Below are 12,758 nucleotides of genomic sequence, written 5' to 3'. Positions count from 1 at the left end.
TCTGGCTCTGAAGTCCACATTCTGCAGATGTATTTATAGGGTCTAAAAGCCTGAAACAGAAAGCGGTTAGATTGTTTTTTCCACAGAAATCTGCGAATATGGGCAATCATCAACCATGCATGGGATGACGAGATTGTTGCCTCGACATCCTTCGTGAGGCGACGGCAGCGTCCGAGCCATACAAAGCTGCGCTCCACGATCCAGCGTTTGGGCAGGACGACGAAGCCTTCGGCGCGATCGCTACGTTTGACGATTTCGATCGTCCATCTGCCAAGTTCAGCCAGCGCACCACGCAACTTCTCGCCAGCATATCCCCCGTCACCGGTCAGATGGCGAAGCCAGGGAAACAATGAGCGTATTCTGGTTGCTACCAGCGGTGCACCATCACGATCCTGAACGTCGGCGGGATGTACGACAGCCAAGGCCGAACAACATTTTTACGCTGCTATGGACCAAATTCTCATGGCCGCGTAATTTGTGAAACCCGGTCCCCGCCAATCCTGGGACTGTTTACATCGCGTAATCCAGCATAAACTGTTCAGGGTTCAAGATATTGTCTCTACGCCTTCTGCTTTCTTCCCTGAGCCTTGCTGTCCTTCCGGTTCTGTACCTCGCGCCATGCAGTCGGGCGGCCTCCACTGAGTCCTCGCCTTTCGCGTTCCAGCGCACCTCTCTCGATGCAACAGGCGAACACCCTGAAATCTGCCTGCATTTCAATCAGAACCTGAACGCACGAGAAACATCAACACTGGCCCATTCGGTCCATCTCTCACCAGAAAGCGCCTTCACACCGCGTGTTGAGAATGACACATTCTGCCTTGGCAAGCTTGCCTTTGGGCAGGGTTACACAATGAAGGTCGACCCGGATTTTACTTCAGCCGATGGCCAGCATCTCGCCGCCCCCCTCACGCTCAGCGCCCGTTTTGGGCGTCGTGATGCGCACGTTGGGCTGACAGGAGACGGCTTTATCCTGCCCGGACGCACGACCGGGCATACGCCTGCCCTCGCTATCGAAACTGTCAACGTCTCCACGGTTCGTCTCCACGTCTTTCGGGTCGCTGCATATCAGCAATTTCCCGGCACAGCTCAGATCGACAGCACACTTCCTGATCTGAACCAGACCAGTTTTGACCCTTATACGTTCCAGAACCTGCTGGACACGACCATGCGTGAAATCTGGCACGGCACCATGGCGATCGATCATGCTCCAGACCGATCTGTGACAACTGGCTTCCCGCTGGCAGAGACAATTGGCGCAGGACAGAACGGCCTCTATCTGGTGACGGTTGAAGACGCTGCAACACCGCCCGAAAAAAGCCCCGTGGAAACTGCGCTTAAACGTGGGAACATCAACGCCGATCTTCTGCAAAACAAGGCTATTTCTGCCCACTGGGTTAATCTGAGCGATCTTGGGCTGACCATGCTGCGGGGTGAAGACGGGCTGACAGTCAGTGCCCGCTCCCTGATGAGCGGACAGCCTACTCCTGATGTCACGCTGACACTGCGCGCCCGTGATGGCGGCACTCTGGCAACAGTCACAACGGATGCGCGTGGCCTCGGACATTTTGATGCCCCCCTGCTCCGTGGTACCATGGCAGACCGCTCCTCGGTCCTGCTGGCCAGCAAGGGAGAGGATTTCGGCTTTCTGCATCTTGACCGGCAATGGTTCGATTTTTCAGAACAGCATCTGGAAGGTGCCGTCAGCCCCTTTCAGGGGAACAGTCGCGCACTCGTGCAGCCTGACCGCGGGATCTATCGTCCCGGTGAGAGCGTGCATCTCCTCACTCTCCTGCGTGACCGGGCAGGACAGGCTATTCCAGACGCGCACCCGGTTCTTGTTCTTTACCGTCCCGATATGATGGAAGAACGGCGCATTCCGCTTACAGGTGCGGCAGAAGGCGGCTACGCCACCACCCTGCCCCTGAGCGCCAGCGCACCTACGGGCCTGTGGCGGGCCGATATTCTGCTCGACCCTTCCCTGCCCGCCATCGGTTCGGCCCGTTTCAGCGTTCAGGATTTCGTACCACCCAGTATCGAAGCCAGTTTCAGACCACCAGCCTCCGCAACCGCCGGACAGGCCGTTGTGATTGATGCCTCGGCACGTTTTCTCTACGGCGCGCCCGGTGCGGGCCTTAAAAGTGACAGTTCCTACAGACTTGTTCCCACGACCGATCCGATCCCTGGCCACACAGGCTGGGCTTTCGGATTTGAGAACGAGGAGACACCATCAGCCAGCGGCGACATCAGCGCAGATCCAACCGATCATGAGGGCCATACGCAGCTGACCTTCACGCCGGATATTCCTCAGGGCCTTACCCGGCCGCTCGCCCTTGATATACGTGCCGGTTTTCTTGACCCCATGGGGCGGCGCGTGGGTGAACACTTTACAATTCCCGTCCGCCGCACCGCACCGCTGATCGGCCTCCGTGTCGCGACAGATGCCTCCTCCAGCATGGGTAGTGCTGTTATCCCCATTGATCTTGCAAGTTTTGCGCCTGACAATAGTCCGGTTGCCATCGGCAAAATTCATTGGACCCTGTCACGCGTCAACCGGATCTATAACTGGTCCTACACGCCCGACAATGGCTGGACCTTCAGCAGCCACACTGTGGACGTGCCCATGCGCTCGGGCGATCTTGCAACAGATGCCAAAGGTACAGCGCGGATCACCCCAACGCTGGACTGGGGCGAATATCGCCTGAGTGCCGTCCCGAGCGAAAGTGACGGCGTAACAGGCAGTTCACTCCGCTTTCAGGTCGGCTGGGGTGGAAGCGGTAATGCCAGCACACCGGACCATCTGCCGCTCAGCGTGCGCGATACCCATATCGTGCCAGGCGGCAGCACGGTCATCCACATTGGCGGCGGTTTTTCCGGGCAGGCCCAGATAAGGCTTGCAACAGACCGTGTGCTGAACACACGCTTCGTGGACGTGCCGAAAGAAGGGCTGGACGTGCCCGTAACCGCCGCACCGGACTGGCATTCCGGCGCCTATGCGCTGGTCACACTCTATCGCCCCCTCAACAGCCCCTCCGGCCTGCGCCCGCATGACCCTGTGCGGGCGGTTGGTGTCACATGGATTGGTGTCAATCAGGACACACATCGGCTGAACGTAACGCTTGACGCGCCCGGCACCGTCACGCCGCGCCATCGCATCACCGTTCCCGTGACAGTTCAGGCCAGTCAGGGTCTCCCTGTGGGGCATGTGCAGGTCGCGGTGTCCGCGGTCGATCAGGGTATTCTCAACCTCACGCATTTCACGCCGCTCAACCTGTTTGATGCCCTTTACGGTCGCCCCCGTCTTGGGCTGGACATGCTGGACAACTACGGGTCTCTTCTGCTGAGTGATGCGAAAAATGGCCGGATCCGGTCTGGGGGAGATGCAGCGTCAAATGACAGCAGCGCGGACGGCCCGCCCGTGCGGACAACGAAAAGCGTCGCGCTGTTCGATGGCCCTGTCGCACTCGACAGCACCGGACACGGCACTCTCTCGTTCGATGTGCCGGATTTTGACGGCCAGCTTCACCTGATGGCCTCAGCCTGGAGCAAAGATGCCGTTGGCAACGCGCAGGCAGACATCACGGCACGAGACCCGGTTTTCCCTGACCTGGGATTGCCACGGTTCCTCGCCCCGGGAGATACGGCACAGGCACAGGTCTCCATTATCAATGTTGATGCGCCATCAGCACCTTACGAGGTCCAGGTCACCACGGATGGACCGCTCCGAGTTCTCGGCTCCGGCACACTCAGCGCCCCTGTCAAACCCGGTGGGCGCGCTGACCTGCGTGTTGCGCTGGCCGCCCCCCCCACCGTGCCGGACCGTACCGCCATTGCGCATATCCATCTCACATTGCGCCGATCCGGCTCATCAAAAGTGCTGCTGACGCGAAGCTGGCCCATCGGCATCAGACTGGCGCATGTTCCGCTTACCGTCAGCCGGACTGCCCCGCTCCCACCCGGCAGCCATAAGACATGGGACCCCACGGAACTTGCGGGCTTCAACCCGGCAGACGCGCGGATAACCCTCAACATCTCCGCATCGGACGGCCTTGATACAGTCGGGTTGCAAGAATCCCTGCAATCCAGCGTCTGGGGGGATTCTGATACACTGGCGGCTCAGGCCCGTGCGCTGCTGCAACAAGGCAACCCGGCCCTCTCCGAGACTCACGACCACAAAGACACTCCGGGCAAATCCATCCAGTCAGCCATCAATACGCTTCTTGATCGCCAGAACCCCTCAGGTGAGATTGGCCAGTGGGACCGCTCCGATGGCCTCAGTCTTCCCGACGATCTGGACTATCTTGCCGACTTCCTGATCCGGGCAAAAGCTGCGGGCTACACCGTGCCTGAGGACCGGCTCGGCCTGCTACTCGACCATATTGAAAGCGAGCAGCTCCAGCCTCAGAGCGTCGATGATGAAGAACAGGACAGTGAAAGGCAGGCAGAACTGCTGAATACACGCGCTTACGCGGCGTACGTGCTGGCCCGTTCTGGTCGCCTCCACCCTGATGCAGTCTACACTCTCGCGGCCTCTCTCGTCGCGCGGCAGGATGGTACCCGCGTCAACTATGTCTGGGCTGGCATGGCAGGCTCCAATGCACAGGCCTATCCTCTGGCCCTTGGGCATCTCGCTGTCGCACTCGCGATGGACGATGCACCGGAGGACAACAGCGCGACATCACCAGAAGCACTGCTGGACGCAGCCATCTCGGCACTCGGGCCACCCCGCACCGGAAAGCCGGATTTGTGGGATTACAGATACTGGACTTACGTGCGCGACCTCGCCGGGCTTGCTGCCCTGACAGCCGAAGCGCATGACGACCGGCGCACCCACCTGCTCATTGGGCGGTTTGGCAAGCTGACTCTGTCGCCTGATATGCTGACAACCGCAACCAGAACGGCGCTGCTCGAAGCTGCCAGCGCCCTGAACAAGGATACTGACGGGCGAAGCGTGCGTGTGCAGGGGCGCTCCAACGCCACACCGCTTCACCTGCCGCTTGCCTATCCGTTTGATCCCGCCGCACTCGAAAAGGGTCTTCAGGTTGAAAATACCGGCAGGAAGATGCTGTTCAGCACCCTGACGGTGCAAGGCGAGCCAGCCGGAAATGTCAAACCTCTCACCAACGGACTGACACTGGCCATGCAGGGCTTTACCCTGACTGGCCAGCCATTTGACCTGACACACATGCAACAGAATGACCGGTTTATCGTCAGTCTCAAAGGCACGGCCCTCCACCCCGGTCAGTATCTGGTGGGCATCACCAGCCTGCTTCCTGCCGGATGGGAAGTCGAGAGCATTGTGTCTCCTGAGGATGCCGCATCTGACGAGCATGACGGGGACGACACTGAAAACGACCGCGCACAGCCCCCTTACGCTTTTCTGGGCACACTCAGCAACACCGAACATGCTGCCGCGCTGGATGATCGCTTCAGTGCTGCGGTGCGCTTCACGACGCAGTCTCCAGATCTTGCGGCGCGGAGTTTCCATGTCGCCTACATCGTCCGCGCCATTACGCCGGGCCGCTTCACTCTGCCAGAAGCGATGGTCAGCGCACGGCGTATTCCAAGCCTGATGGCTCGCACGGCATCAGGGACTGTCGAGATCACCGCACATTGAGGGCTTCCCCCCGCCTCATCAGAAACTGTACACTCGGCCTGCTGCTCACCAGCCTCATTCCGGCTGGTCTGCTGGTGGCCGACCGTTTTAATCCGCCAGACCTGCATCGGGCCGAGCAAGCCGCCCTTCTTGTTCAAGCCCGCGACCATACACTGCTTGACGGCCATACAAGCCGCGATGGCTTCTGGCGCCTGCCGGTTGAAAGCCGGGATGTTGACCCGACCTACATCACACTCCTGATGATGACGGAAGACCACCGCTTTGAAAGCCATCCGGGGGTTGATCCGCAGGCCCTTGCGCGCGCCATCTGGCAACTGGCCCGGCGTGGTCATATTGTCTCGGGCGGTTCCACGCTGGCCATGCAGACAAGCCGCCTCCTTACCCCGCACCGTCATACATGGGGCGGCAAGCTGCGCGATATCCTGCGCGCCCTTCAGCTTGAATGGCATTTCGGGCGCCGGGGTGTATTGAACCTTTACCTCACGCTGGCTCCTGAAGGCACGAATATCGAAGGCATCCGTGCGGCATCCCTGCTCTATTTCGGACATGAGCCCAGCCATCTGACACCCACCGAGGCCGCGTTTCTTGTAACTTTACCCCGGCGACCCGCCGCACTCCGCCCGGACCGCCATCCTGACGCCTTGCTGAACGCTGCACACCGCACACTGCAACGCGCCACTTCATTACGACCTGTTGCATGGCCAACACCAGACACACGCGGCGTACCGCATGACGCCCCTGAACTCGCCGGTCATTTTCTCAGCGCAGGGCGCAACGGCGTGGTGGTGACCACGCTTGATGCAAGGCTCCAGCGCAACGCACGGCAGGTGCTTGCCAGCCACCCTGCCCCGCTGCGTGGAACATTTGCAGCACTGATTGTCGACCATGAACGGCAGATCGTTGCATGGGTCGGAGGGGCCGAGCATAAGGCTCCGGGCAATGCGATAGATGCTGTTTTGGCGCCCCGCTCCCCCGGTTCCACACTCAAGCCGTTTGTCTATGGCATGGCGTTCGAAAAAGGCTGGATGACACCCCGCACACGTGTGCGCGATAGCCGACTTGCCATTGGTGGCTATGCCCCTAGGGATTTTGACCATGCTTTCCGGGGTGAAACCACTGTGAGTGAAGCCCTTCAGCTTTCACTCAATGTGCCTGCCATTCAGGCAATGGAGCGGGTTGGCCCCTCCCGGTTCATGGACCGCCTCTCCGCCTGCGGTGTGCGGTTGCGACTGCCAGAAAACCCGGATGGCACACAAAGCGCGCCGAGCCTCGCGATCGTGCTCGGGGGGGCAGGCATCTCACTCCATGACCTGACAATGCTGTACGCGGCACTCGATCATGATGGTCACGTCGCCTCCCTGCATCGTGAACCGACAGGTCTGAAATCGGCAGGCCCTGCACCCGGGACAGTCCTGCTGTCCAGCAGAGCAAATGCCGACATTCGTACAATCCTGCGGGGCACCGCTCCACCGGCTGGCGTAGCATCATGGGAGGGAGTTGCCTTCAAGACAGGCACATCCTATGGCAATCGTGACGGATGGGCGATGGCCTCCACCCCGCAGGCAACAGTCGGTGTCTGGGCCGGACGCCCGGACGGCACCGCCTCTCCCGGGCTGACAGGACGGGATACGGCAGGGCCAGTGCTGGCAGTTCTCCTCTCTCTGCTTTCTTCATCCCCGCATACATCAGCCCCGCCAGCCAGTACCCAACCTCATCGTGCTGTTGCAGTCCTGTCACCTGCTTTGCGCACCCTGCAACAACGGCAGGCACCGCAGATCATCTTTCCGCGCAATCATTCCGAAATTGAAAGCCGCTCTTCCGAGGGCATGATGCTTCCCGTCGGACTGGAAGGCTCAGGCGGCCACCCGCCTTATCATTGGTATATCAATGGCATTCCGCTGGACGTGCCGCCCGATGCGCAACCTTCCTGGACGCCCGATGCACCTGGCTTTGCCCACATCACTCTTGCGGACGCGCAAAACGCCCATGCGACTATTGATATTCGTATACGGTAAAATGGAACCCTCTTGCACTGTCGATTTATTTTATAACAAGTTTTCCATTTCCCAGCCAATCAGCCTGATGTGGACTACGGCGTGTCGTCAGTTAAGCTCTGAATGTGGCATGTGAGGGTTGTACTTTGTGTCTGCGTGTGCTGACTGTTTTCCCGTTTTTTGAGGGAAACAGACAGATGCGGCGCTATAGTTTACGCGATGACCAGTGGGAGCGGATAAAGGATCTTCTTCCCGGTCGAGAAGGCTATGTCGGCGGCACTGCGGTGGACAACCGTCTGTTCGTGGAGGCGGTGCTGTATCGCTATCGCGCTGGTATTCCATGGCGCGACCTTCCTGCCCGTTTCGGGGACTGGAAAAACGTGCACCGGCGTCTGCGCCGCTGGTGTGAAAGCGGCGTCATCGAACGGATATTTCGTTATCTGGCCGCTGATCACGACAACGAATACATGATGATCGACAGCACAATTGTCCGGGCGCATCAGCATAGTGCCGGAGCTCTCAAAAAAGAGGCACGGATCAGGCCATCGGACGATCACGAGGCGGGTTGACTACAAAGATCCATGCCATCTGCGACGCTCTGGACAATCCGGTGGAACTCGGCATCACACCGGGACAGGATGCCGATATCACCCAGGCAGAACCACTTCTGGAAAACATCGACCCGGATGCTTTCCTTGCTGACAGGGCGTATGACGCGGACAGGTTGATCGATCGGCTGATACAGCGCGGGATTACCCCGGTCATCCCGCCAAAACGCAACAGAACGACACGACGGAAAACCGATTTTTCTCTCTACCGCGAACGGAACCTTGTTGAGAGGTTCTTCAATAAACTCAAGCAGTTTCGCGCTATCGCAACCCGCTACGATAAACTGAAATCGACCTTCCTCGCAGCCGTGCAGTTCGCCTCAATCATCATCCTGCTTAACTGACGACACGCCGTAGGAATTTTGGAGTTTTCCGCGTTTATTTACGCAGCTCAGCCTCGTATTAACTTTGCTGTCAGATTAACAAGAATTATCACTACGATAGTGGACAAAGTGCATGAAGTTGAACGAGACCTAAAGGATCGCGTCTTTAAGTTTATCTTCGACAGTATAAATCGACACATCAAACATACACCTCATGATCGATTTCATGAGGTCGAGACGCTTTATCTGCTACTTACTCTTAACAAATTAGGGCGCGGCTATCGAATTAATGAACAAAACATAGCGACTTTCATTGGGTTGGAAATCAATGATGCTGGAGATTACTCATTCAAGCGGCACATGAGCTACTTCTCTATTTCTGTTTGCCTGCTCTACATAAGAAATCAAGCTAGGTACAGAAAACTTCGTGACTTTCTAGAGGCCGAAATCAAGAAAATTTTCAAAGATAGAAGTGCCTACTTGCATCAGGATTCGGAGCTCGTAATCGCTGCGCTCGATCTTCAGTGTTGCCCTTACATTTCTCAAGGGCTCAAAGAATATATCGCGACCAGCTACGGGGTTGAAACTGCGCGGTTACCTTTGCTTCAGCGTGCGTCTCCTTACTGGTTTACCAACTGGGAGAACTTTAATCTTTCGAGAGAACTTGACAAGAAGCGTGCTCGCGAAGTTTATTAAGGCTAGAGCGGCACCCAAGCTAAATTGCCATACGTGGAACTCTTTGAGTGAAACGTAGTTGCGGCACACACACAAGCTCCATGTCCTGCGTGCCTATAGACGTCATCAGGGCTCCATCGGTGGTCGGGGTGCGCCACCGACACTATCTCATCTGAGATGAATAGATATGCCAAAGTTTAAACAGTTAGGCTCAGGACCCATTGATTTTTGTAGGGAATTTTGATTCAGGCTCTGCAAGGAAGCTGAAGATGAGCGACCTGTTTTGGCTGACGGATGAACAGATGGAGCGTCTGCGGCCGTTTTTTCCCAAGAGCCATGGTAAAGCTCGCGTTGATGACCGCCGCGTGCTGAGCGGCATCATTTTTGTGAACCGCAATGGTATGCGCTGGCGTGATGCGCCCCGGGAATACAGTCCGCACAAGACGCTCTACAACCGTTGGAAGCGTTGGGGCGACATGGGCATTTTCATGCGGATGATGGATGGCCTGTCTGCCGCGAAGGCTGAGCCTCAGACTATTATGATTGATGCGACCTATCTCAAGGCACACCGCACGGCTTCAAGTCTGCGGTTAAAAAAGGGGATCCAGGCCGCCTGATCGGACGCACTAAAGGGGGCATGAACACCAAGCTGCATGCCATCACCGATCAGAACGGACGACCGCTGAGCTTCTTTATGACAGCCGGACAGATCAGTGATTACACCGGAGCCTCCGCTTTGCTGGGCAGCCTTCCCATGGCACAGTGATTGCTGGCGGATCGGGGTTATGATGCTGACTGGTTCCGGGATGCCCTGGAGGAAAAAGGGATCAGGCCCTGCATTCCGGGAAGAAGATCCCGCGGAAAACCAGTCAAATACGACAAGCGAAAATACAAAAGACGCAACCGCATCGAAATCATGTTCGGCCGCCTCAAGGACTGGCGGCGGGTCGCAACACGCTATGACAGATGCCCGAACGTCTTCTTCTCAGCCATCTGCCTCGCTGCAACCGTCATCTTCTGGTTATGAGTCCTGAGCCTAAGCTGTATTGCAGGGTGATACCGGCTGGGTAGACCCTTGCTTCAGTTAGAAGATCTTACCACAGGACGAAAAAGTGAACTTTTGAGCCGCAATGTGAATTGCATTTCAATGGAAGAGCGTCAGCTGCTTATCCTATGTTCCTGACTACCCGCCCTCTTCCTGCTGAAACTGCGGATTGCAGTGCAATCGGAGACAACAATGCCCCCGCACCGCCCGCCATCGCACAACCGCCTCCTGGCGCTGCCCGCCTGCGCACTTCTCGCGCTTCTCGGCGCAAGCTCTGCCCGTGCAGAGTCCCAAACCCCAACACCGACAGAAATACCCACAACCGGCGCGATTACCCTTAAGACAACCCTCGCCGACACGAAAGTCACAGCAACGCTGGTAACCGCCACTACGCCGAGCCACTCGGTCCACCTCTGTTCCGGCGGCCGCACGACCTGCTCCCCCGTCGAAAAGCTGTCGCTCACGGTCGGGCCGACGACCGTTTACATTCCTGATTCCTTGGTTGCCACCCTGAGCGACGTTAACACGGCGAGCCTCGCGGCCTATGGCTGGACACAGTTTGTCCTGACCCTGAACTGCGGCGACGCGGCAGCAGCAACGCAGGTGCGCATCCGCTTCGACAAGAACCGCGTCCTCGAGCGCGAGGTCACGGCCAGCGAAGCCGGAATGGTTTCCGAGCGCACGACTTACGAGGATCTAAGTGGCGCCTTCAACTGACCGGAAACACAAAACTAGGTTTGAACCTCACCGGGATCGACGGAGATCAATCCTCGCGGACGCATGTTGCCACGTCCGCTTTTAGGAAAAATCATACCGCGCTCTGGCGTCCGAAAAGAGGCGACTGCTGCCTGTCTGCTCTTATATCGCTGAGCAGACAGGCAAATAGGGGGGATGCGGAAGGTCGGCTTTGGGAGATAAACGGTGTCTGGAGAATTTCCACAGAACTCTAATTCAGCAGAAAGGCTCTGTTTCATTGGTTTTTGCAAGCATCTTCGCCCATTCAGATGATCCCATCTGAATGGGTTCCGCTCTGGCAGACCCGCCGAGCGTTATGTTGTCGGCCGGATCGCCCGGCGCAAAGATCGTCACTTGCGATGATGCTGTTTCGGTTGGCACGATGGGAGGTAGACACCCGCCGTATCTTCAAAACGATCCGGATGCGCCGTAAGAGGCATGGACACAACATCGTCGCTCCGATGGTCAGTATAGACGAACGTCAAATAGTAAGACTGAGCCTCGATCCGAGGATCGCCATCGAACATTTTGTTCCATTCCAGCAACTCGCGCCGCAGCGGCGATCCGACATCGCCGCTGCGGGTCCAGACCGCCGACACACAGGTCGAAACACGCTCGACGCGCACGATCAACCGCCCATTGAGAAACGCCTTTCCATCGAGCTCCTCGTTGAGCACCGTGTTGAGATTGTAGGTCAGCTCCTCCAGGGACTCCGGCCTGGCGTCCGCGAGGGCGGTCCCGCCGATACAGACGGCGCAAATCAGGCTTAAGATAGCGCGGATCATCAATATCGTCCTTCCAGCAGAAGCATGGCCTCGTCGTGCCGTCTCTTGACCAGGCCACGCAAGACCTTGCCTTTCGAGCGCACCTGCTCCTCGATTATTCTGGCGGCCTTGCGTTTGTCGCCGCTGTTGATAGCAGCACGGACGCCCCGCCAACCTCTTCCCGGATTATAGACGAACGAGACGAGGGCATTGAACTCATTTTGTGTCAGGTAGACATGGATGCCCCGACGAACGATCGCCTCATAGCTCGGGAGATTGACCTGTAGAAGGCGTCTCTGCTGATCGTCCGTCAGATTGACGAGATTTCTGTTATCCCGGGCGAACCTCCTGGCCGCTTCGCCACGCAGGCCGGCCCCCGCCGCCACGCGAGACACCAGACTAGAGTTGATGCCGATATCCCGCAATTTCTGTTCAATCTCAGCCCGGGAACGATCGCGCATGTCATAGCCAGGCCCGAGCGTTACCCCGGATGCCCCGCCCGGCCAGTGCAGACGGTTGCTGACGCCCCTCATCTCTTCGTGGCGTTCAATAAAACCGCTTCCTTGAAGCGACGTCTTAGTCGCGCTGGGAGCACGTGACGATTCTGACGATGACCGGGGGTAGGATGGATTACAGGTACAGTTTGAGCCAGACATGTTTCCTCATTCCCTATGGCTTGATGCCACAGATAAGCTAAAAAGTTAATCAGCACGTAGCCCTAGAGAGACGCGTAGCCCCGGCCATTTCCACAGCTCCGAAGCCGATCGTAGCCAGACCTTCTGCCCGGTTTCTGGCTTGGCAGATAGCGTCTGACGACGCTGACGAGTTGGTGTTCGCTCATGACACATGTCAGGGCGAGATGCTGGTTGGTATGTAAGCATCCGGCGGGAGACGCGGGCGTATTCAGGCGGCGATGGTATTGTGGACCTGCTGGTGGGCTTTCCAGTGCCAGGGCAGGAGTTCATGGAGGCGTGGATTGGGGATGTCATTGATCCGTGCC

Annotated in this window: 7 protein-coding genes and 2 pseudogenes; 6 read left to right on the top strand and 3 right to left on the bottom strand. The window is 57.8% G+C overall.

Going from position 1 to position 12,758, the window contains the following annotated elements; all coding sequences use genetic code 11:
• Positions 1-83: 83 nt before the first annotated feature.
• Positions 84-416, bottom strand: a pseudogene (locus tag ACBR42_RS14305) (transposase); the annotation flags it as partial.
• Positions 417-553: 137 nt separating this feature from the next.
• Here ACBR42_RS14305 and ACBR42_RS14300 point away from each other — a divergent pair.
• The 6 genes and pseudogenes from ACBR42_RS14300 to ACBR42_RS14275 all read left to right on the top strand — a co-directional run bounded on the left by ACBR42_RS14300 (position 554) and on the right by ACBR42_RS14275 (position 10,976).
• On the top strand, positions 554-5,614 hold the full coding sequence (locus ACBR42_RS14300; protein ID WP_371208448.1) for an alpha-2-macroglobulin: 5,061 nt from the start codon (positions 554-556) through the stop codon (positions 5,612-5,614).
• 74 nt (positions 5,615-5,688) lie between these two features.
• Positions 5,689-7,629 carry a transglycosylase domain-containing protein gene (locus ACBR42_RS14295; protein WP_371208447.1) on the top strand — a complete coding sequence of 647 codons (1,941 nt, stop codon included), beginning with the start codon at positions 5,689-5,691 and terminating at the stop codon, positions 7,627-7,629.
• Between the two features lie 176 nt (positions 7,630-7,805).
• Positions 7,806-8,560 (top strand): IS5 family transposase gene (locus ACBR42_RS14290; RefSeq protein ID WP_371208446.1). Its coding sequence is split into 2 segments (ribosomal slippage): positions 7,806-8,136 and positions 8,136-8,560, totalling 756 coding nucleotides; the frame shifts between segments, so codons are not numbered across the junction.
• Between the two features lie 99 nt (positions 8,561-8,659).
• Positions 8,660-9,235 carry a hypothetical protein gene (locus tag ACBR42_RS14285; protein ID WP_371208445.1) on the top strand — a complete coding sequence of 192 codons (576 nt, stop codon included), beginning with the start codon at positions 8,660-8,662 and terminating at the stop codon, positions 9,233-9,235.
• 248 nt (positions 9,236-9,483) lie between these two features.
• Positions 9,484-10,241, top strand: a pseudogene (locus ACBR42_RS14280) (IS5 family transposase).
• 210 nt (positions 10,242-10,451) lie between these two features.
• A complete protein-coding gene (locus tag ACBR42_RS14275) occupies positions 10,452-10,976 on the top strand; it encodes a hypothetical protein (protein WP_371208444.1) in 525 nt (174 codons plus the stop codon).
• Between the two features lie 368 nt (positions 10,977-11,344).
• Here ACBR42_RS14275 and ACBR42_RS14270 read toward each other — a convergent pair whose 3' ends face one another.
• Together ACBR42_RS14270 and ACBR42_RS14265 are read right to left on the bottom strand one after the other, a co-directional pair.
• Positions 11,345-11,779 carry a hypothetical protein gene (locus ACBR42_RS14270; RefSeq protein WP_371208443.1) on the bottom strand — a complete coding sequence of 145 codons (435 nt, stop codon included), beginning with the start codon at positions 11,777-11,779 and terminating at the stop codon, positions 11,345-11,347.
• Entirely contained in the window at positions 11,779-12,219 is a 441-nt protein-coding gene (locus ACBR42_RS14265; protein WP_371208442.1) for a glycoside hydrolase family protein, read from the bottom strand. Before ACBR42_RS14265 ends, ACBR42_RS14270 begins: the two co-directional genes overlap by 1 nt.
• Between the last annotated feature and the right edge of the window lie 539 nt (positions 12,220-12,758).

This window comes from Komagataeibacter sp. SM21 (genome assembly GCF_041402665.1).
In the GTDB taxonomy this organism is placed as follows: domain Bacteria; phylum Pseudomonadota; class Alphaproteobacteria; order Acetobacterales; family Acetobacteraceae; genus Komagataeibacter; species Komagataeibacter saccharivorans.
This window is presented reverse-complemented; position numbering and strand designations above follow the sequence as displayed.